Source organism: Hydrogenoanaerobacterium saccharovorans (genome assembly GCF_016901815.1).
GTDB classification, from domain to species: Bacteria; Bacillota; Clostridia; order Oscillospirales; family Ruminococcaceae; genus Avimicrobium; species Avimicrobium caecorum.
The window spans coordinates 79620-100438 of the sequence record NZ_JACSNR010000002.1; the positions used below are offsets into that span (position 1 = coordinate 79620).

Genomic DNA, 20819 nt, shown 5'->3' on the forward strand with positions numbered 1-20819 from the left:
AAAGCGGCGTTTTTTGTTTTGCACTGTTTTTCCTGTTCTATATCGTTAATCCCTGTCCTGTCAGGGAGAAACGGCTCTGTTATCCGGCAAAGACGCCGGTACAGCCCTCCGGGCCGGCCTCTGTAATCCGGACCGGAAGGAGCTCTCCCCGGCGGTCATCCGCACAGCGGACCCGCACCGGGGTGTAGTTGGGAGTATAGCCCCGGACCCAGTCCGGCTCCCGCTTCTTTTCAATCAGCACCATCTGCACGGTGCCCACCTGGGCCTCGTAAAACGCCCGGGCACTGCCGGCGGTGATCTCCGCCAGTTCCGAAGCCCGGCGGCGGCGCTCCTCCATGGGGACCGGGTCGGGCATGGAAGCAGCCGCTGTGCCCCGGCGCTCCGAATAAGGGAAGATATGTACCATGGCGAAACCCATCTCCCGGACAAAGCCGCAGGTCTCTGCGAACTCCTCGGGAGTCTCCCCGGGGAAGCCGGTGATCACATCGGTGGTGATGGCACACCCGGGAAACTTCTCCCGGAGCGCCCCGGCGATCTCCCGGTAGCGGGCGGTGGTGTAATGGCGGTTCATCCGGGCCAGAGTGGCGTCACAGCCGCTCTGGAGCGAGAGATGGAACTGCCCGCAGAGCTGCGGCATTGCCGCCAGCCGGGCGATGTCCGCATCGGTGAGCAGTTCCGGCTCCAGGGAACCGATGCGCACCCGGTCGATGCCCGGCACCGAGGCCGCTGCCTCCACCGCGTCGGGCAGACGCAGCCCCAGCTCCCGTCCGTAGAGGGAGAGGTTGATGCCGGTGAGCACCACTTCCCGGTAGCCTGCCGCCGCCAGTCCCGCTACCTCCTCCCGGAGAGCGGAGAGCTCCTTGGAGCGCAGCGGCCCCCGGGCATAGGGTATGATGCAGTAGGCGCAGAACTGGGTGCAGCCGTCCTGGATTTTTAAGAAGGCCCGTGTGTGATCTTCGTCCCCCAGGGCCTCCAGCGGCTCGAAGGGCTCGCTCTTCTCATGGGGCAGCACCCGCACCAGCCGCTGCCGGTGGGTGAGGTACTCCTCCACCGCGTCCACCACCGCCCGGCGCTCCCGGGTGCCCAGCACCAGGTCGGCTTCGGGCAGTTCCTCGGCGGCATGGGGATCGGTCTGGGGCAGGCAGCCGGTGAGAGCCACCACTGCCAGCGGATGTTCCCGGCGCAGCCGCCGGACGATCTGCCGGGTCTTTTTATCACCGGAGGAGGTGACGGTGCAGGAGTTGACGATGTAGAGATCCGCCTCCTGTGCCGGCGGTACGATCTCATACCCCCGGCGGCGGAACAGCTCCTCCATGGCCTGGGATTCATACTGGTTGACCTTGCAGCCCAGCGTATAAAATGCGGCCTTCATCGTCCACCTCCATGTGGGAAATCAAAATGGCGGCAAAAATCCTGTTATTTCTGCCGTCCTACCTTAGATTATAAACAATCCGGCAGGAAATTACAATCTCACCGGGCATTCCGGGCCGCATTTCCCGGCAGTTTGGACAGTTTCACACAAAACCGGAAATTTCCCGGCAGCTTTTAAGCGATTTCCCCATTCCCGGGCTGTCAATTTCTTTGGGGCTGTGCTATGATAAAGACAAATCCAAGCGGTACGGAAAGGAAGGAAGCGTATGGTCTTCGCAAACAAAGGCTGGGAGAATACTCCCGAAGCTGCCCGGCTGGCCTGTGACTATGCCCGGGAACACGGCATCAAACATGTGGTGATCGCCTCCAAAACCGGCTATACCACCGACATCTTCATGGACACCTTTGCCAAGGCAGGTGTGGATGTCCACTTTGTGAATGTCACCCACTGCTATGGCGACCTGGGCCCCGGTCAGTGTGAAATGACCCCCGAAAAGCGCCGGGAACTCACCGACAAGGGCGTGACTGTCATCACTGCCACCCATGCCCTCTCAGGTGCGGAACGGGGCATCGTCAACAAGTACGGCGGCGTCACCCCGGCTATCCTCATGGCGGACACCCTCAAGATGCTCGGACAGGGCATGAAGGTGGGCGTGGAGATCTCCCTGATGGCTATGGACAACGGCGCTGTTCCCTACGGCGAGGAGATCCTGGCGGTAGGCGGCTGCGGTCATGGCGCCGACTATGTCATCAGCCTGATCCCCGGCCACTCCAACAACCTCTTTGAAACCAAGGTCATCGACATCATCTGCAAGCCGAGAATTTCCTGACCCCTCCCGAAAAAGACAGCTCCCGGGCTGTCTTTTTTCTTTTTCCTGCCGGGGATCACAGCTATTTGTCCCCTTTGCCGCATAGATATAAAGGGATCGTATCCGATTTTTTTGCGGACAAAGGAGTGCTGACCTATGAAAAAACACCTGTGCAGAGCTCTGCTGGCTCTGACGCTGGCACTGGCGGTGACGGGAACCACCCTTCCCACCGCCTGGGCCGCTGAATCAGAGGAGAATGCCCCTCTGGACTGTGCCTCCGCCCTGCTGATGGAAGCGGAAAGCAGACGGGTACTGTTTGAATACAATGCCGATGACCGCCATGCTCCGGCCTCCATCACCAAGATCATGACCATGCTGCTGGTCTGCGAGGCGGTGGACGCCGGGCAGATCTCCCTGGACGACACTGTCACCACCTCCCCCTATGCCTCCTCCATGGGCGGATCGGAGATCTGGCTCGAGCCCTATGAAACCATGACGGTGGACGAGATGCTCCGGGCCACTGCCATTGCCTCCGCCAATGACGCCGCTGTGGCCCTGGGAGAACACCTGGCGGGCACCGAAGCCATGTTCGCCGATAAGATGAACCAGAAGGCGGCACAGCTGGGCATGGACTCCACCCACTTTGTTAACGCCTGCGGGCTGGACGAAGAGGGCCACTACACCACCGCCCGGGACATTGCAGTCATGGCAAGGGAACTGCTTCAGCACCGGTGGATCACCGACTACACCACTGTCTGGCAGGATACCCTCCGGGGCGGCGAAACCGAGCTGGTGAACACCAACCGTCTGGTGCGGTTCTATGACGGGTGCATCGGGCTCAAGACCGGCACCACCGACGATGCCGGCTGCTGTGTCTGCGCGGTGGCGGAGCGGGACGGCATGACCCTCATCGCCGTGATCCTGGGCGCCCCGGACAGCGACACCCGCTTTGAGAGCGCCAAGAGCCTGCTGGACTATGGCTTCGCAAGCTATGCCCTGGCCCCGGCTCCCGAAGTGGAGGGTCAGCTCTCGCCGGTACCGGTGCGCCATGGAACTGAACCCACGGTGACCCCGGTGCCGGACGCTCCGGAGGGCATTCTGGTGGAGAAGGCCCGCCGGAACGACCTGACCTGCGAAGCGGAACTCCTGCCCGAAGTGGAGGCGCCGGTGGAGGAGGGACAGGTGCTGGGAAGCGTCAAAGTCCTCCTTGACGGCGAGGCTCTGACAGAATATGATATTATCGCCTCCCAGGCAGTGCCCCGTATGGAATTCGGTACGGCGTTCTGTCGGCTCCTGAGCGCCCTTTGCGGGGCTGATGTAGAGTAAATCAAGAATTATTTGTTAATAATCAATAAAATGATTCAGGGGAGTAAAGTATATCTTGAAAAAATGAACAAGATAGAGTAGAATAGTGTTAAAGCACAAAGGAGTAAAAAAGATGTCCCTGATTTTAGATGAACAGTTTTTGAGCGGCTTTGTTACCCAGTCGGAACTGGACGCGTATACCGGACGGCTTGCGGCAGCGCGGGAGCGCCTGCACACTCCGGACGGACAGCCCAAGGGCTGGCGCACCCTCCCGTGTGATACCGGAGAGGAACTCCTCTCGGCTGTGGAAACCGCAGCCCGGACAATCCGGGAAGAGGCGGACATCCTGCTGGTGATCGGCATCGGCGGCTCCTATCTCGGTGCCAAGGCCGCACTGGACTTCCTGCCCGGTGCCAATGGCCCCGAAGTGCTGTTCCTCGGCAACGATATGAGTCCCTCCCATCTCTCGGAGGTCCTCTCCCGGTGTGAAGGCCGGGAGATCGCCGTCAATGTCATCTCCAAATCCGGTTCCACCACCGAGCCGGCCATTGCGTTCCGGCTGGTTCTGGAACTGATGCAGCGGCGATATGGCAGCGAGGCTGCCCGCAGGATCTGGTGCACCACCGATCCTGCCAGCGGTATTCTCCGGCAGATGTGTGAGGAAGAGGGCTGGGGCCGGTTCGAAATCCCCCGGGATGTGGGCGGACGGTTCTCGGTACTGACTCCGGTGGGACTGCTTCCCATCGCCGCCGCGGGACATGACATCCGGGCCCTGATGGAAGGTGCCCGCACCGCACAGCGGCTCTATGATGAGCCGGACCATGATCTGCTTCTCAATCCGGCATACCGTTATGCCGCGATTCAGGATATTCTTTCCCGGAAGGGAAAAAGTGTGGAACTCTTCGGCGCCTATGAACCTTTCGCCAGCGGTCTTTCCCTGTGGCTGATCCAGCTGTACGGAGAGAGCTGCGGCAAGGACGGAAAGGGGCTGTTCCCCGCTTCGGCGCAGTTTTCCACCGATCTCCACTCTCTGGGACAGTACATCCAGGAGGGCCAGCGCATCCTGTGTGAAACAGTGCTGGACTTTGCCGATACCGGCTGCGGTCTCACCGTTCCGGTACTGGGCAGCGACCATGACGGTCTGGGTTATCTGGAAGGCAGAAGCCTTGGCGAGATCAACCGCATTGCCCTGATGGCGACTGCCGAAGCCCATTGGAACGGCGGCGTACCGGTGACGCTGGTCACCGCACCCCGACGGGACGCGCAGACCCTGGGCGAACTCTTCTACTTCTTCGAACTGAGCTGTGCTGTATCCGGGTATCTGCTGGGGATCAATCCCTTCGACCAGCCGGGTGTGGAACAGTACAAGCGCAATATGTTCCGTCTGCTGGGCAAGCCGGGCTATACCGGAACAGAGGCAAAATAAAGATTGTTGTAATCACTGTATTCGTTACAGCGGATATACAAATTAAAGTGACAGGGAGGAATTTACTATGATTAGACTGATCGTTGGACTGAAAGGCAGCGGCAAGACCACAAGACTGATTGAAATGGTCAATGAGGCTGTGGCAGCGGAAAAGGGCGATGTGATCTGCGTGGAAAAGACCACCAAGCTCAACAATGACCTGGACCGCCGGGTACGCCTGATCGACATGGACGACTATGAGGTTGGCAATTTTGATGGCCTCTATGGGTTCCTGACCGGTCTGTATGCCGCAAATTACGACACAACTGATATCTTTGTGGACCAGACCCTGAAGATCGCCGGCGATGACCTCACCGAACTGGCGAAGATGATCGAGCGGCTGGACGCCACAGCTGCGAAGGAAGGCTTTGCCATTACCTTCACTATTTCGGCTGATCCCTCTGCTCTCCCTGCAGCGCTTGGTAAATATGTGATCTGACCTAATTCAGAACCGTATGGAAAAACCGGCGCGGCCCTGCGGCTGCGCTGTTTTTCTGTGTCAATCTCCCCCTGTGAAAAAAGCGGACCGTCCTCCCCGGACGATCCGCTTTTTTATGCTGTTTACCGCTGTTCTGCCGGGACTACTTCCCGGAATACCGCCTGCTGCCGGGGCGGGATCTTTTTATCCTTGTGCAGCCGTCCGAAATACCAGCTGCCGAACTGCATCTCCTGTTCCACCCGGTCCAGGAAGGCCCCCAGGGGCGAGATTTCGGTGCGGTCGCCGCCCAGGAAGATGCGCATCCGGTCGGACGGCTGATGGGTGATGATAAGATCCACCCCGCCGCTTTGGGTCAGGCGTTCTTCCGCGGCTGCCAGCTCCTCGGCTGTGGGCATCTCCTCACTGTGCCAGGTGCCGCTCTCCAGACGCTCATCCATATCCTCGCTGACTCCGCCGCCCAGGAAGAATACCTTCTTCCCCTCCAGCGTCAGGATCGTCCCGCGTTCGGCATAGAGCAGATTCCCTTCAATGCGGCGCACTGTGCCGCCGGCATATTCCTCCTCCGGGAACTTCCGGATCATGGGCAGGTTGTCATGGGTGCCGTCCACAAAGATGGTGGTGTACTTCTGCTTGCCGATCTTCCGGCGCAGCTTCAGTTCTGCCGGGCTCCCATCCCATACAAAGCCAAAATCCCCGCATACCAGCAGGGTATCCCCTTTTTTCAGCCGCCGGAGCGCCTTGTCCGAAAGCCGTGCCGGATCACCGTGCAGATCACCTGTTACATAAATCAAAGCTCCATCCCTCCCGGGGAATTGTAAAAATTTTTACCCGGCTTTTAATCCCCGGGCAGGTTTGCTATAATGATATTGTATTGACTGTTTTCCTGTGCCCGGAACAATCCCGGTGAAAATCCCGCCGGAGATGCCATATGCCGGCACAGCGGTCATTGTACCGCCGTTTCCCTCTCTGGGGAGAAACAGTCCGATGCAGCTATTATACCATGTTTTTCGCCTCATGGAAAAACAGGGGCATCTTTTTCATCTGCCCTGTCCAGGACAGGTACCGGACCTCAGAGGCCCATTATTATGACTGCATACCGGTCATTATATCATATTCATTCAGCCGTGGGAAAGGAATATCAAACGGATGCGTAAACTCAAAACTGTCGCCAGTCTGCTGCTGGCTGTTGTAATCACCGGACTTTCTGCCATCACACCAGCCTTTGCCGATTATGATCCGGGCTTCGATGTGGATGCCGAAGCGGTTTACTTCATCAATCTGGATACCGGCAAGGTGATCTATGAAAAGGACGCCGATAAAAAGGTCTATCCGGCGTCCACCACCAAAATCATGACCGCCCTGCTGGCACTGGAAAATATCCCGGATCTGGACACACCGCAGATCGAGCTCAAGCTCTACATCCAGAATGCCCTGAGCGGCACCGGCGCTTCGCTGGCAGGTATTCTCCGGGGCGAGACCTTCACCCCCAGGGAACTGCTCTATGCGGCGTTGCTCCCCTCGGGCAACGAAGCCGCCATGATGCTCGGCGACTATGTGGGCGACGGCAGCCTGGACTACTTCGCCGAGATGATGAATGAAAAGGCCGCGGAACTCGGAGCGGTCAACACCCACTTTGTCAACGCCAGCGGCATGCATGACGATGACCATTACACCACTGCCTATGATATGTATCTGATCACCATGGCAGCCCTGGAGAATGAAACCTTCCGGGAGATCGTTTCCACCAACTACTACTATGCCGGAGAGGATCAGAACGGCAATCCCCTGCACTGGAACACCACCAACTTCCTGATCTCGCCCGGCAGTACCTATTATTATCCCTATGCAACCGGCGTCAAAACCGGTACCACCGATGAAGCCGGACGCTGTCTGGTGAGCACCGCGGAAAAGGACGGCTATCACTACCTGATGGTGATGATGGGTGCGCCCCAGTACGATTCCAATGGCGAAAAGCTGGAGGAAAACATGGTCTTCAAGCAGACCATTGAGCTCTATGACTGGGCGTTCAGCTCCTTCTCCAACAAGACCCTCATCGAAAAGGATGTGGGTGTGGGCGAAGTCCCGCTGAAGCTCGCCCGGGGCGGCAAGGATTACCTGCTCATCAAGAGCGGTGAAGTATTCACCGACCTGCTCCCCAATGAGATCGAAGCCAGCTCCATTACCATGGAACTGGATCTGCCCGCCGTGGTGAATGCCCCCATTAAGGAGGGCGACCAGGTGGGCACCATCCGCCTGATGCTCGCCGGTGAGGAGATCGGCAGTGTCCCGGCTGTGGCAGCCGAAGATGTGGACGCCAGCCTGATCGCCACCCTCATCGATCAGTTCAAGCGTCTGTTCCGCAGCTTCCTTGCCAAGTTCATTGTGGTCTTTGTGATCCTGAGCATCATTGCCTATATCACCATCACCGTCCTGCGGGGCCGCAATAAAAACCGCTATTACCGCCGCCGGGGCTGATTTCTCAGTATAATACCGCAGAAATTCAACAATGCGTATAAAAAACACCGGGCTTTCCGCAGGGAAAACCCGGTGTTTTCTTCTATTGTCAGAGGCGTGCGGCTCAGTCCGCCCGGAACAGATCCGCCACCAGGACAGTGATGTCGTCCTCCCGTCCGGGCTGCTGACGCTCCCGGGCAGTCCTGGCAAGATCCTCCGCCAGCTGCTGGGCCGAGAGTTCCGCCCCGGCTTCCAGCTGGGACTTGACCCAGTCCGCTCCGGTGGCTGTGACTCCGTCCGACACCAGCACCAGCCGGTCCCCCTCCCGGAGGGTCAGGCTGCTCTTTTCAAAGGCGGCGCCCTCCAGAATGCCCGCCGGCAGCGAATCAGACTGCACATACCCGGCCCGTCCGTTCTTTACCAGGAAGGTGGGAGCGGCACCGGCCTTATAGAACTCTGCCCGCCCGGTGAAGAGATCCACTGCCGCCACATCGGCGGTGGCAAGGGTCTCCTCCCCGCTCTTGAGCAGCAGCGCCGAGTTGACGATCTTCAGGGCGGCATCACAGCCCACCCCCGCTTCCAGCAGCCGCCGGAGCAGATCGGAGGTCATGGCGCTGTCCACCGCCGCATTGCCGCCGGTGCCCATGCCGTCCGAAAGAATCAGCACAAACCGTCCGGTGTCGGTGGTCAGGCTGCGGTAGGCGTCCCCGGTGATCCTCGACCCCGTTTCGGTGAGCTGACTGGAACCCCAGTCCACCGTATAGACTGCCCGCTCCTGCCAGCTGAGGTAGGCATGTCCGCCCACTGTGCGCACCTGGGGCAGTTCCAGATCCCGTCCCAGCAGCTCCCCCATCTCCAGAGCCAGGGCTGTCTTGTCCAGCCTCGGCAGTTTGAGGGGGTTGATCTCACACTCCATCAGGAGTCGGTTCTCCCGGTCCAGATTGCAGCAGATCTCCCCCGGGTCCAGTCCCTGGGCTGCCAGACAGCTCCGGGCCTTCTCCTCAAGTTTCGCGTCCCGGCGGCAGAAGTTCTCCCACCGTCCGGACAGCTCCTCCACCAGCATAGCCAGCCCTTCAAACTGATCGGTGACCACACCCCGGATCTGACTGACCTTCCGGCGGCTGCCCAGCTCTGCCTGGTACCGGGCATAACCCGCTGTCAGGGCAGCTGCCAGCTCATCCGGCGCCCGGCAGACACTCCGGAGCGTTTCGGGGATCTGTCCGCTCTCCAGCTGACCGTCCCGGCGCAGGATCAGCATACAGTTGTTCACGGCGTCCATGGTCTGGTCGAATTCACTCTGCCAGCACCGGTATCGCCGGGGACATTTCCGACAGACAGTATCCATGGTCTGCTGCCACACATCTTCCACACTGCACAGGTGCATGCTGCCCAGCTTCCGGGATACCTCCCGGGTGGTGTCGCCGATCTCCCGCAGCGCCTGGGCAAACCGCTCCATCTGCATCCGCAGAGCCATCCGCTCGGCGGAGGTCTCCCCGGCGGCATTCTCCCGGGCGGGCTGGACAAACCGCACCACCTTGCCCGGCAGCACCAGCACGATCAGGCAGGCCAGCAGGTTTTCCGCCAGAGCGATCTGCATCATCCGGGAGGATGGCGAGGTCACCGAGACCAGTGCCGTCACCGCCAGATAGCACAGCGCCGTGGGAATGCGCCCGAACCGGTTCGCCATCCCTGCCAGCAGGCCGCCGGCGGCATAACTGCCCATGAGGAAGGCGGTGTCCTTGCCCAGTGCCAGAGCCACCAGGCCGGCGCCCACTCCCAGCACGGCTCCGGCAGCGGGCCCCCCGGCAAAGGCAAAGAGCAGCACTCCGGCGGAGGCCAGCACCCGTCCGGCGGAGATCCCCGCTACGGCGACCTGACCCAGTCCGGCGGCAATGAGCAGAAAGGTGACATAGAGGCAGCCCAGTTCCTCCTGGTAAGCGGAGGCCACCCGGCTGCGGAGGATCACAAAGGACCGGGCAAAAAACCAGGCGCTGCCCGCTGCCAGCATGGACACTGCCACTGCCATGAGCAGACGATAGGGGTCACCGCCCAGGGCGAAGGCCGCAGCCACCCCTCCCACCAGCATGCAGCCCCCAGCCAGCACAGCCGGCGCCTGGGGAATGCGTTTCCACAGGCTGCCGCTGGAGAGGGTCCACCGCACCCCGCCCAGCAGCAGGATGGCAGCGGCATATTCCATGGCACTGCCCGGCGCCGGGAACCAGAGGTATCCGAACAGCGCCCCGAACAGCGCCGGCAGGAACAGTCCCTCCGGCACCGCGGCAGCCAGCGCCACCCCGAATGGAGCAATCCCGCCCAGGATATGCGCTCCGGCAAAGACAGCGCCTCCGGCGGCAGCTGCTGCCATTTCCAATGCGCGCCGGTACTGTCCGGCGGTCTGCCTGAGCCTGTCCCGGATGGGAAGCCCGGCATAATCGGTTCTGTTTTGCATACGCTTTCACCTGTTTCTGTGCATAACCTGTCCGTTTCCGGTCAAAAATTTCCCGGAATCCGGGCAGGCCTGTCCATTTATAGTATTTTACAGCCTGATTATAACTTTTTGTATAGTGCGAAAGCAGTCAGAACCCGGTGTCGAAACCCGGTGTGTCCCCGGGAAAACGAATGGTTTTTCTTGACAAACATACCCCTGAGAGATAGTATTATTAGTAAGTATCTTTTTGTGCGGTTTCTGCAAGCCGCCTGTCAATAAACATTCCAAAACGGAGGCTTTGACCATGAAATTTGACCATGTACGCACCCGATTTGCCCCCAGTCCGACCGGCTATATGCATGTCGGTAACCTGCGGACAGCCCTGTATGCCTATCTTACTGCCAAGAGCATGGGCGGTAAAATGATCCTGCGGATCGAGGATACTGACCAGGAGCGTCAGGTGGAAGGCGCCGTGGATATTATCTACAACACCATGCGGGACACCGGCCTGCTGTGGGACGAGGGTCCGGATATCGGCGGCCCGGTAGGCCCCTATGTACAGAGTGAGCGCATAGGCATCTATAAGGAATATGCCCTCAAGCTGGTAGAGCTGGGCGCCGCTTACTACTGCTTCTGCGACAAGGAGCGTCTGGAGGAGGTCCGGGAGCTGCAGAAGGCTTCGGGCATTGCTCCCCAGTATGACCGCCACTGCCGCAACCTCACCCCCGAGGAGGTTCAGGCCAAGCTGGATGCCGGCGAACCCTATGTAATCCGTCAGAAGGTGCCGCTGGAAGGCACTACCACCTTTGATGATGTAGTCTATGGCTCCATCACGGTGGAAAACAGCACCCTGGACGATCAGGTCCTGCTGAAGGCTGACGGCTTCCCCACCTATAACTTTGCCAACGTTGTGGACGACCATCTCATGGGCATCACCCATGTAATCCGCGGCAGTGAGTATCTCTCCTCCGCCCCCAAGTACAACCTGCTCTATGAGGCTTTCGGCTGGGAGATCCCGATCTATATGCACTGCCCGCCGGTTATGAAGGACGCCACCCACAAGCTCTCCAAGCGCAACGGTGACGCCTCCTATCAGGATCTGGTGGCTCAGGGCTACCTCAAGGAAGCCATCCTCAACTACATCCTGCTGCTGGGCTGGAGCCCCAAGGGTGAAAAGGAAGTCTTCTCCCTCCCGGAGATGATCGAGGCCTTTGATATCCATGGCATTTCCAAGTCCCCGGCGATCTTCGATACCGTCAAGCTGCGCTTCCTCAACGGTGAGTATATCCGTGCCCTGACCCCCGAGCAGTTCCATGATATGGCTCTGCCGTGGATTCGCAAGGGTGTAAAGCGGGAAGATGTGGATACCAAGCTCATCGCTTCCCTGCTGCAGCCCCGCTGCGAAGTTCTGGGCGATATTCCCGAGCAGCTGGACTTCATTGACGAGCTGCCCGACTACTCCACCGACCTCTATGTGAGCAAGAAGATGAAGACCAACGAGGAGACCTCGCTGGAGATCCTGCGTCAGATCCTGCCGGTGATGGAGGCCATGGACGACTTCTCAGACGAGGCTGTTCATACTGCCATGTTCGACCTGATTGCCAAGCTGGGCGTCAAGAACGGCTACCTGCTGTGGCCGCTGCGCATTGCCCTGAGCGGCAAGCAGTTCACCCCCGGCGGCGGCGTGGAAATTGCTGCGATCCTCGGCAAGGAGGAGAGCCTGAAGCGCCTCAAGAAGGGCATCGAAAAGCTGGAAAACCGCTGAATCAACCCATAAGAAAAAGGCTGGAATTTCTTCCAGCCTTTTTGTTATGCCTGGGCAGAGCTGTCGGGCGTGAACAGTTCGTCCACCCGCACCCCCAGCTCCGCAGCCAGATGGAACGCCAGTGCCAGGGTGGGGTCATACTTGTTGTTCTCGATGGCGTTGATGGTCTGGCGGGATACGCCGCAGCGCCGGGCCAGTTCCTCCTGGGAAAGCCCCTGTTCCCGCCGCAGATCCCGGATCTGGTTCTTCATAGTCAGTCACCGTACCGTCTTTTATAGTAGCAGAGGGAAACACAGTAGACCAGCGCCGCTGTCATCAGCAGCACCAGCGGATTCTTCTCCCCCATGGGAATGCCCTGGGTGATGCTTCCCGCCACACCCAGAATGATCTCCAGCAGCAGCATTCCCACAAAGGCGGAAAAACTGGTGCTCCCGGCATGGAGCAGGATCAGCCTGCGGCGTTCATCGCCCTGGCGCAGGATGGAAACAAACATCACCCCGGTCAGCCCCAGCAGCAGAAAGAATCCCGCAAAGAAAAGCCAGCCCCACCAGGGCATTGCCTGTGCTGTATTCATTCTTCATTCCTCCTTCAAGATGTCAAATACTTTTTACATCTTTACTGTATCACACCAAAGGAGGAATGTCAAATATTTTTTACATTTTTTGAAAGTTGCCCCGCTAAAGCGGTTTCTACTTTTCTTCCACCCGGGTTTGTGCTACAATAGAAACAGTATTTTCCGGCGGATTTCCGCCAAAAGGAGTTGAGGAAAATGCAGTTCCATCGTTCCGCCCATGCCGGATCGCTGCGGCCCACCGCCGCCAATAAAATCCTGGACATGGGTGCTGATCCCGCCATCATTTCGCTGGCAGCAGGCAATCCCGCACCCGAGGCCTATCCCATCGCCGCGGTACAGGACATCACCCGCCGGATTCTGGAGGAGGAGCCTCTGGAGGCGCTCCAGTACAGTGTCCCCCAGGGCGACCCGTCCCTGCGCCGGGCTGTGACCGACTGGATGCGGTCCCGCTATGGCTGCGGCAGGGAGTTTGATGACTGTGTCATCGTCTCCGGCGCTCAGCAGGGCGGTGATCTCACCGCCCGGATTCTCTGCGATCCCGGCGACATCGTCCTCTGTGAGGAGCCCACCTTCCTGGGCTGTCTGGATGCCTTCCGTGCTGCGGGAGCCCGGCTCCGGGGTGTGCCCATGCAGGAGGACGGTATCGATGTGGACGCACTGGAAGCCGCTCTGCGGGAAGGCGGTCCCATCCGTTTCCTCTACACCATTCCCAACTTCCAGAATCCCACCGGCATCACCATGTCGATGGAAAAGCGCCGCCGGGTCTATGAACTGGCAGTGCAGTATGACATTCTGATCCTGGAGGACAACCCCTATGGCGATCTCCGCTTCCGTGGGGAAGCCCTGCCGCCCATCAAGAGCCTGGATGAAACCGGTCATGTGATCTACATGGGCAGTTTTTCCAAGATCCTGGCTCCGGGAGTGCGCACGGGTTATGTCCTTGCCCACCGGGATCTCATCGCACAGTATACTACCCTGAAAAGCGCCTGTGATGTCCATTCCAATATCCTGGCGCAGAAGATCTGTTACCGGTTCCTCACCGAACAGGATATGGATGCGCACCTTGCCGGCCTGGCCGCAGTATATCGCCGCAAGAGTACGCTGATGCTCGATGCATTCGACCGCTGCTTTGACAGCCGTGTGACCCGCACCGAGCCGGACGGCGGCCTGTTTGTTTGGTGTACCCTGCCTGAGGGCTGTGATTCCCAGCCGTTTGCCGCGTCCGCCGCCGAAGCCGGTGTGCTGGTTGTGCCCGGAGCCGGATTCATGACCGAACCGGAAACCATCAGCCGCAGCTTCCGGCTCAACTACTCCACCCCTTCGGATGAGGCCATTCTCCGGGGTATGGAGATCCTGGGCCGGCTCACCCATTCTCTGTAATTCAATGACGATTTTGGAGGAATAAATACCATGGATAATCAGAATCAGAAAAAGCCGGTTGTATTCTCGGGCATTCAGCCCACCGGTGTGATGACACTCGGCAACTATCTGGGCGCGCTCAAGAACTGGGTCAAGCTCCAGGACGACTATGACTGTTACTACTGCATCGTGGATATGCACGCTCTCACTGTGCGGCAGGACCCGGTGCAGTTCCGCAAGAATATCCTGGATGCCTATGCCCTGATGCTGGCCTGCGGCATTGATCCCGACCGCAGCACTGCCTTTATCCAGAGCCATGTCAAGACCCATGCCGAGCTGGCCTGGGTACTCAACTGCAATACTCCCTTCGGGGAACTGAGCCGTATGACCCAGTTCAAGGACAAGAGCCAGAAGCACCCTGACAATGTCAATGCCGGTCTGTTCACCTACCCCACCCTGATGGCAGCGGATATTCTGCTCTATCAGGCTGACCTGGTACCGGTGGGTGTGGATCAGAAGCAGCATCTGGAACTGACCCGGAACATTGCCCAGCGCTTCAACCAGGCCTATGGCGATACCTTCGTAGTGCCGGACGGCTATATCCCCGCTGCCAATGAGGGCGCCAAGATCATGTCCCTGCAGGAACCCACCAAGAAGATGTCCAAGTCGGACGAGAACCCCAACGCCTTCATCACCATTCTGGATGACAAGGATACCATTGTGCGCAAGTTCAAGCGTGCGGTCACCGACTCGGATATGGAGATTCGCTATGCCGAGGGCAAGGACGGCATCAACAACCTGCTGACCATCTACTCGGTGGTAACCGGCAAGAGCATTGCCGAAGCAGAGGCAGAGTTTGCCGGCAAGGGCTATGGCGACTTCAAGCTGGCTGTGGGCGAAGCAGTGGCAGACCACCTGAAGCCCATCCGGGATCGCTTTGCCGAGCTGCGTTCGGATAAGACCCAGCTGGAGGGCTTCTACCATGCTGGTGCTGACAAGGCCCTGTATGTTTCCCAGAAGACCCTGAGCAAGGTTTACAAGAAGATCGGCTTTATCCGCTGACCTCTATACGAATAGTAAAAAACAGGACGGAATATACAGTTCCGCCCTGTTTTTTGCTGGATCAGCAGACCTTTGCCTGTATGGAGCCGGGCTGCTGTTCCATGTGCTGTGCAGGCCAGCCCCGCTGCCCACATGCTGCCGGCGTTGGCAAATGCCATCTGGGCAGCAATCCTCAGACCCGTGGGGTGGGCGCAAGCGGCATTCTGCGGACTGCGCATCCGGAGTCTGTCTGTCCCCCAGCGGGGCCATGGAAAGCCGTCCTGCAAATGCTGTCCACAGTCGAAAATCTGTGATATTCTATCCGGTTATTCTAATCTGTATAGTGGCTTCTGTGCGCAGTAAAAGCCTGTCAGAGCCAGTCACACCTCTCCCCTGCCTCAATGGAGCTGCCGGGTGACCTGTGGCAGGCATTATTTCTCCACATGCCGCACCCGGTTCCCGCTGCCATCAAAAAAGCCGTCCCCGGCCGGGGACGGCTTTTTCTATGCGATGGGATCATCAGATCTTGGTGATGTCGACCAGGTCCACATCGTTGATGGTTGTATCCATGAGCAGGCACTCGGTCAGAGCCATGGCAGTATCCACGGCAGTCAGACAGGCGATGGACCGCTCAACAGCCTTGCGGCGCATCTGCACCGAATGCTCAGCCGGCTTGCGTCCGGTGGCATTGGTGGAGATCAGGTAGTCGATCTTGTTCTCCTCGAACAGGTCGAGAATGTTCGGCGACGGCTCCTCGATCTTGCGCACCACATTGGCAGCGATCATGTTGCTGTTCAGGGTCTTGGCGGTACCGGCAGTAGCGTAGATGGTGAAGCCCAGCCGCTCGAACCGGTCTGCCACCTCGATGATCTCCTGCTTGTCGCCGTCCTTCACCGAGATCAGCACGCCGCCTTCCTTCTTCATCTTGTAGCCGGCTGCTACCAGGCCCTTGTAGAGAGCCTCCTCAAAGGTCTTGGCAATGCCCAGTACCTCACCGGTGGACTTCATCTCCGGTCCGAGCTGAATATCCACATCGTGCAGCTTTTCGAAGCTGAACACCGGTACCTTGACAGCTACATAGTCGCCCTGAGGATAGAGGCCGGTGCCATAACCCAGGTCAGCCAGCTTTTCGCCCAGCATTACCTTGGTGGCGAGATCCACCATGGGCACATTGGCAACCTTGCTGATATAGGGCACGGTACGGGAAGAACGGGGGTTTACTTCGATGACATAAACTTCGCCGTTATAAACCACATACTGGATGTTCACCAGGCCGACCACCTTCAGCGCACGGGCCAGACGACCGGTGTAGTCGATGATGGTGGCACGGACCTTCTGGCTCAGGGTCTGGGCCGGGTAAACCGAGATGGAGTCGCCCGAGTGGATACCGGCACGCTCGATATGCTGCATGATACCGGGGATCAGATAGTCGTTGCCGTCACAGATGGCATCGACTTCCACTTCGGTACCCATGAGGTACTTGTCCACCAGGACGGGGTTCTCGATCTCATGAGAGGTGATGATACCCATGTACTCCCGGACATCCGACTCGGAATAGGCGATGATCATATTCTGACCGCCCAGTACATAGGACGGACGCAGCAGCACCGGATAACCCAGCTCGTCAGCAGCCTTGACTGCTTCCTCAGTGGTAAATACGGTGGTACCCTTGGCACGCGGGATACCGCACTGCTCCAGCACCTCATCGAAGCGCTCCCGGTCCTCGGCGGCATCGATGCTGTCTGCCGAAGTACCCAGGATATTCACGCCCTTCTCCTGCAGATGCTTGGTGAGCTTGATGGCGGTCTGACCGCCGAACTGTACCACAGCACCCCAGGGCTTCTCGATCTCCAGAACGCTGTCCACATCTTCGGGGGTCAGCGGGTCAAAGTACAGACGGTCGGAGGTATCGAAGTCGGTGGATACGGTTTCGGGGTTGTTGTTGATGATGACAGCCTCGTAGCCGTGCTCCTTCAGCGCCCAGACACAGTGTACCGAGCAGTAGTCGAACTCGATGCCCTGTCCGATCCGGATGGGGCCGGAACCGAATACCAGGACCTTCTTCTTGTCGTTCTTGTTGCGCTCCAGGAAGATCTCCGCCTCGTTCTCCTCATCAAAGGTGGAGTAGAAGTAAGGGGTCTGGGCCTGGAATTCCGCAGCGCAGGTATCTACCATCTTGTAGGCAGCCTTGCGGTGATACGGAGCGCAGCTCACGCCGGAAATGCGCTCGATGGTCTTGTCCAGGAAGCCGGCGTCCTTGGCCTCGAGATAGAGCTCGTTGTCCAGGCTGCCCTTCTCCAGCTCATGTTCGATGCGGGCCAGGTTCCACAGCTTGCCCAGGAACCACTTGTCGATCTTGGTGGCGGCATAGATGGTATCAAAGTCGATGCCGCGGTAGAGTGCCTCGAATACGGCGAAGATACGCTCGTCGTCCTGCACATGCAGCAGTTCCCGGATCTCGTCGTCGGTCTTGTCGGCATTCTTGGGCAGACGCAGGGTGTCGAGACCCAGCTCGATGGAGCGGACCGCCTTCATAATGGCCTGCTCGAAGCTGGAACCGATGGACATTACCTCACCGGTGGCCTTCATCTGGGTGCCCAGGGTACGCTTGCCGTATACAAACTTATCAAAGGGCCACTTGGGGAACTTGCAGACGATGTAGTCCACAGTGGGCTCGTTGCAGGCCCAGGTGGAACCGGTTACCGCGTTGCGGATCTCGTCCAGACGGTAGCCGATGGCGATCTTGGTGGCAACCTTGGCGATGGGATAACCGGTGGCCTTGGAAGCCAGTGCCGACGAACGGGATACACGGGGGTTTACCTCAATGACGGCATATTCCTTGGAGCCCGGCTCCAGAGCGAACTGACAGTTGCAGCCGCCCTCAACGCCCAGCTCGTTTACAATGTCAATGGCAGCTTCCCGCAGCATGCCGAACTCCTCGGTGGAGAGACTCACTGCCGGAGCGATTACGATGGAGTCACCGGTGTGGATGCCCACAGGGTCCATGTTCTCCATGGAGCAGACGGTGATGGAGTTGCCCACGCTGTCCCGGATGACCTCGAACTCGATCTCCTTCCAGCCGGAGATGCACTTTTCAACCAGGATCTGGGTAATGGGCGACAGACGCAGACCATTTTCAGCGATCTCATGGAGTTCTTCCATGGTGGTGGCAATACCGCCGCCGGTACCGCCCATGGTGAAGGCCGGACGGATGATGACAGGCAGGCCGATCTCCTCGGTGAAGGCGATGGCATCAGGCAGATTTTCCACAACCTTGGAGGGGATACAGGGCTGACCGATCTTCTCCATGGTGTCCTTGAACATCTGGCGGTCCTCTGCCTTATCGATGGTGGAGCGCTTGGCACCCAGCAGACGCACATTGTGTTCCGCCAGGAAGCCGTCCTTATCCAGCTGCATCGACAGGGTCAGGCCGGTCTGTCCGCCCAGGGTGGAGAGCAGGCCATCGGGCTTTTCAATTTCAATGATGCGCTTGACCACATCCAGGGTCAGCGGTTCGATATAGACCTTGTCTGCCATGGCCTTATCGGTCATGATGGTAGCAGGGTTGGAGTTGACCAGTACCACTTCCAGTCCCTCTTCCTTGAGGGCCCGGCAGGCCTGGGTACCGGCATAGTCAAATTCGGCAGCCTGACCGATGATGATCGGACCAGAGCCGATTACCATTACTTTCTTCAGATCATTTCTCAGCGGCATTGTACTCAGTTCCTCCCTGTCGACATCAGTTCCATAAACCGGCGATATACGGCGCCCTTATCCCGACCGCCTACCACACTCTCGGGATTGTACTGTACCGAGAAGGCCGGCATTCCATCATAGACAATGGCGGCAGTGGTATCATCGTTGAGGTTCTTTTCAGTGACCTTTGCAAAGGCCGGCAGGCTGTCCGCCTTGACCGCATAGCTGTGGTTCTGGGTGGTGACATACACATGACCGGTCTCCAGGTTCTTCACCGGCTGGTTGGCGCCCCGGTGACCATGGAGCAGCTTTTCACAGGCAGCGCCCTGGCTCAGTGCCATGAGCTGGTGACCCAGCCCCAGGCCCAGTACCGGTCTGCCCGACTCCATCAGAGCCTTGACTGCCGGCAGATACTTCTCACAGGCAGCGGGATCGCCGGGGCCCTCGGAGAGGACATAGCCATCGCACTTCACTGCCAGCAGCTCCTCCACCGGAGTAGTGCAGGGCAGGACAGTCACGCCGATGCCATAGTGGTTAAGGGCAGCCACCGAGCCGTTTCTCCGGCCAAAGTCCACCATGCAGACATGCTTCTTCTCCTCTGCTGCCGGGTACTCGCCGCCGGCAGACACAACGCTTTCCACAGCCTTTTCCATCTTCCAGGAGCGGATCTGTTCCAGCACCTCAGCGGTGGGCTCCAGATGCTCGGTGGAGATCATGGCGTTCATGGAACCGAAGTCCCGGATATGCCGGGTGATGGCACGGGTATCCACATCTTCGATGCCCACAACGCCCTGCTCAGTCACGAACTGACCGAGGGTTTCGGTCATCTTGTAGTTGGAAGGCAGCTCGGTGACGCTGCGTACCACATAGCCGCTGAGATGGCAGCGGTCGGAGGCATAGTCGTCCTTGTTGACGCCGTAGCCGCCCACAGACGGGAAGGTCTGCACCACGATCTGACCAAAATTGGAGGGATCAGTCAGGGTTTCCTGGAAGCCGGATACACCGGTGGTGAATACGATCTCACCAAAGACAGTGCCGGCAGCGCCGAAGCTCACACCCCGGTAAACAGTCCCGTCGGCCAGAATCAGCGCGGCGGATTTACGATTTTCGCTCATACTCAAAAGACCTCCTGTGTCTGGGAATTAGAGTCGGATTTCGGGAAGGTACTGGGTGATGTCGTCCCGCATGCGGATCGCCTCGTCCCGGGCGGCAGCGGCATATTCGCTGCCGGGACGGTTCTGCTTCTGCCAGGCAGTGAGAACCGCACGGGAGGAGTTGACGATGGCACCGAGGCCCTTCTCATCAAAGGCGCCGATGACATCCTTGGCGCCGCCGCCCTGGGCACCATAGCCGGGTACCAGCAGGAAGGTGTGCGGCATGGCCTTGCGCATCTCAGCCAGCTGCTCGGGATAGGTAGCGCCTACCACAGCGCCCACAGCCGAGTAACCCAGCTCACCCATGCAGCTCTCGCCCCACTTCTCGCACATCTCACCCATGGCGGCGTAGAGGGGACGGCCTTCCAGGCTGCGGTCCTGCAGCTCGCCGGAAGAGGGGTTGGAAGTCTTGACCAGTACAAAGATACCGGCGTCCTTCTTGACGCAGATGTCGGTGAGCGGAGAGATCCCATCGGTGCCCAGGTAACCGTTTACAGTGAGGGCATCGCCGCCGAAGGGAGTGTAAACCTCGCCTTCCACCTCCACATCGCCCAGGTGGGCCACTGCATAGGCAGTCATAGTGGAGCCGATGTCATTGCGCTTGCCGTCGATGATGACGAACATGCCCTTTTCCTTGGCATAGGCAATGGTTTCAGCCAGTGCCTTCATGCCCTGCCAGCCGAACCGCTCATAGAAAGCGCACTGGGGCTTGACGGCGGGAACCACATCACAGATGGCATCGATAATACCCTTGTTGAAGCTGAGAATGGCTTCAGCAGCGCCTTCCAGGGTCTTGCCGTACTTGGCATAGGCCTCTGCCTTCAGTTCTTCGGGGATATATTCCAGCTTGGGGTCCAGACCCACTACGGTGGGGTTCTTGGTTTCCACGATCTTTCGGATCAGTCGGTCAAATGACATAATTCTTCTCCTCCGTCTTGTCAGTCTTTATGATCACACGC

The 20819-nt window shown here is 58.9% G+C and carries 16 protein-coding genes; 8 read left to right on the top strand and 8 right to left on the bottom strand.

Going from position 1 to position 20819, the window contains the following annotated elements; translation table 11 throughout:
* Positions 1–79: 79 nt before the first annotated feature.
* Positions 80–1372 carry a tRNA (N(6)-L-threonylcarbamoyladenosine(37)-C(2))-methylthiotransferase MtaB gene (gene mtaB / locus H9X81_RS02715; RefSeq protein WP_204719640.1) on the bottom strand — a complete coding sequence of 431 codons (1293 nt, stop codon included), beginning with the start codon at positions 1370–1372 and terminating at the stop codon, positions 80–82.
* A gap of 265 nt (positions 1373–1637) precedes the next feature.
* Here mtaB and H9X81_RS02720 point away from each other — a divergent pair, with 265 nt between their 5' ends.
* From H9X81_RS02720 to H9X81_RS02735, 4 genes are all read left to right on the top strand, one after another.
* Positions 1638–2201 carry a pyruvate kinase alpha/beta domain-containing protein gene (locus H9X81_RS02720; protein ID WP_204719642.1) on the top strand — a complete coding sequence of 188 codons (564 nt, stop codon included), beginning with the start codon at positions 1638–1640 and terminating at the stop codon, positions 2199–2201.
* A gap of 135 nt (positions 2202–2336) precedes the next feature.
* A complete protein-coding gene (locus H9X81_RS02725; protein WP_204719644.1) occupies positions 2337–3506 on the top strand; it encodes a D-alanyl-D-alanine carboxypeptidase family protein in 1170 nt (389 codons plus the stop codon).
* 112 nt (positions 3507–3618) lie between these two features.
* Positions 3619–4911: a glucose-6-phosphate isomerase gene (locus H9X81_RS02730; protein WP_204719647.1), complete on the top strand. Its 1293-nt coding sequence runs from the start codon at positions 3619–3621 to the stop codon at positions 4909–4911.
* A 67-nt stretch (positions 4912–4978) separates the two neighbouring features.
* A complete protein-coding gene (locus H9X81_RS02735; RefSeq protein WP_177502556.1) occupies positions 4979–5389 on the top strand; it encodes a hypothetical protein in 411 nt (136 codons plus the stop codon).
* Between the two features lie 122 nt (positions 5390–5511).
* Here H9X81_RS02735 and H9X81_RS02740 read toward each other — a convergent pair whose 3' ends face one another.
* Positions 5512–6180, bottom strand: coding sequence for a metallophosphoesterase (locus tag H9X81_RS02740; RefSeq protein WP_204719648.1), 669 nt, complete (start codon positions 6178–6180; stop codon positions 5512–5514).
* A 355-nt stretch (positions 6181–6535) separates the two neighbouring features.
* Here H9X81_RS02740 and H9X81_RS02745 point away from each other — a divergent pair, with 355 nt between their 5' ends.
* Positions 6536–7864: a D-alanyl-D-alanine carboxypeptidase family protein gene (locus H9X81_RS02745; protein WP_177503970.1), complete on the top strand. Its 1329-nt coding sequence runs from the start codon at positions 6536–6538 to the stop codon at positions 7862–7864.
* A gap of 103 nt (positions 7865–7967) precedes the next feature.
* On the opposite strand, the gene H9X81_RS02750 is transcribed toward H9X81_RS02745, so the two are convergent.
* On the bottom strand, positions 7968–10292 hold the full coding sequence (locus tag H9X81_RS02750) for a serine/threonine-protein phosphatase (RefSeq protein WP_204719650.1): 2325 nt from the start codon (positions 10290–10292) through the stop codon (positions 7968–7970).
* A gap of 283 nt (positions 10293–10575) precedes the next feature.
* Between H9X81_RS02750 and gltX the strand changes: the two genes are divergently transcribed.
* Entirely contained in the window at positions 10576–12036 is a 1461-nt protein-coding gene (gltX, locus tag H9X81_RS02755) for a glutamate--tRNA ligase (RefSeq protein WP_177502706.1), read from the top strand.
* Positions 12037–12080: 44 nt separating this feature from the next.
* Here the strand turns inward: gltX and H9X81_RS02760 are convergent, their stop codons facing one another.
* Both H9X81_RS02760 and H9X81_RS02765 read right to left on the bottom strand, forming a co-directional pair.
* Positions 12081–12287, bottom strand: coding sequence for a helix-turn-helix transcriptional regulator (locus H9X81_RS02760; RefSeq protein WP_177502707.1), 207 nt, complete (start codon positions 12285–12287; stop codon positions 12081–12083).
* A 2-nt stretch (positions 12288–12289) separates the two neighbouring features.
* Positions 12290–12610, bottom strand: a complete 321-nt coding sequence (locus H9X81_RS02765) for a hypothetical protein (protein WP_204719652.1) — start codon at positions 12608–12610, stop codon at positions 12290–12292.
* A gap of 195 nt (positions 12611–12805) precedes the next feature.
* Between H9X81_RS02765 and H9X81_RS02770 the strand changes: the two genes are divergently transcribed.
* Positions 12806–13990, top strand: coding sequence for a PLP-dependent aminotransferase family protein (locus H9X81_RS02770; protein WP_204719654.1), 1185 nt, complete (start codon positions 12806–12808; stop codon positions 13988–13990).
* A 30-nt stretch (positions 13991–14020) separates the two neighbouring features.
* A complete protein-coding gene (trpS, locus tag H9X81_RS02775; protein WP_204719656.1) occupies positions 14021–15031 on the top strand; it encodes a tryptophan--tRNA ligase in 1011 nt (336 codons plus the stop codon).
* 498 nt (positions 15032–15529) lie between these two features.
* Here trpS and carB read toward each other — a convergent pair whose 3' ends face one another.
* From carB to pyrF, 3 genes are read right to left on the bottom strand one after another with little or no spacing between them, the layout of a single operon-like run.
* Entirely contained in the window at positions 15530–18724 is a 3195-nt protein-coding gene (carB, locus tag H9X81_RS02780) for a carbamoyl-phosphate synthase large subunit (RefSeq protein WP_204719658.1), read from the bottom strand.
* A 5-nt stretch (positions 18725–18729) separates the two neighbouring features.
* Positions 18730–19821, bottom strand: a complete 1092-nt coding sequence (locus H9X81_RS02785) for a carbamoyl phosphate synthase small subunit (protein ID WP_177502712.1) — start codon at positions 19819–19821, stop codon at positions 18730–18732.
* Positions 19822–19848: 27 nt separating this feature from the next.
* The gene (gene pyrF, locus H9X81_RS02790; RefSeq protein WP_191393048.1) at positions 19849–20778 is read right to left on the bottom strand and encodes an orotidine-5'-phosphate decarboxylase; all 930 of its coding nucleotides are present in this window, start codon (positions 20776–20778) and stop codon (positions 19849–19851) included.
* Positions 20779–20819 lie beyond the last annotated feature (41 nt).

Excerpts from the sequence above, each read along its gene's own strand:
- H9X81_RS02785 (WP_177502712.1), bottom strand. The coding sequence starts at position 19,821 with ATGAGCGAAAATCGTAAATCCGCCGCGCTGATTCTGGCCGACGGGACT.
- gltX (WP_177502706.1), top strand. The coding sequence starts at position 10,576 with ATGAAATTTGACCATGTACGCACCCGATTTGCCCCCAGTCCGACCGGC.
- H9X81_RS02735 (WP_177502556.1), top strand. The coding sequence starts at position 4,979 with ATGATTAGACTGATCGTTGGACTGAAAGGCAGCGGCAAGACCACAAGA.
- H9X81_RS02725 (WP_204719644.1), top strand. The coding sequence starts at position 2,337 with ATGAAAAAACACCTGTGCAGAGCTCTGCTGGCTCTGACGCTGGCACTG.
- H9X81_RS02750 (WP_204719650.1), bottom strand. The coding sequence starts at position 10,292 with ATGCAAAACAGAACCGATTATGCCGGGCTTCCCATCCGGGACAGGCTC.
- mtaB (WP_204719640.1), bottom strand. The coding sequence starts at position 1,372 with ATGAAGGCCGCATTTTATACGCTGGGCTGCAAGGTCAACCAGTATGAA.
- H9X81_RS02720 (WP_204719642.1), top strand. The coding sequence starts at position 1,638 with ATGGTCTTCGCAAACAAAGGCTGGGAGAATACTCCCGAAGCTGCCCGG.
- H9X81_RS02760 (WP_177502707.1), bottom strand. The coding sequence starts at position 12,287 with ATGAAGAACCAGATCCGGGATCTGCGGCGGGAACAGGGGCTTTCCCAG.
- H9X81_RS02765 (WP_204719652.1), bottom strand. The coding sequence starts at position 12,610 with ATGAATACAGCACAGGCAATGCCCTGGTGGGGCTGGCTTTTCTTTGCG.
- pyrF (WP_191393048.1), bottom strand. The coding sequence starts at position 20,778 with ATGTCATTTGACCGACTGATCCGAAAGATCGTGGAAACCAAGAACCCC.
- H9X81_RS02770 (WP_204719654.1), top strand. The coding sequence starts at position 12,806 with ATGCAGTTCCATCGTTCCGCCCATGCCGGATCGCTGCGGCCCACCGCC.
- carB (WP_204719658.1), bottom strand. The coding sequence starts at position 18,724 with ATGCCGCTGAGAAATGATCTGAAGAAAGTAATGGTAATCGGCTCTGGT.
- trpS (WP_204719656.1), top strand. The coding sequence starts at position 14,021 with ATGGATAATCAGAATCAGAAAAAGCCGGTTGTATTCTCGGGCATTCAG.
- H9X81_RS02730 (WP_204719647.1), top strand. The coding sequence starts at position 3,619 with ATGTCCCTGATTTTAGATGAACAGTTTTTGAGCGGCTTTGTTACCCAG.
- H9X81_RS02745 (WP_177503970.1), top strand. The coding sequence starts at position 6,536 with ATGCGTAAACTCAAAACTGTCGCCAGTCTGCTGCTGGCTGTTGTAATC.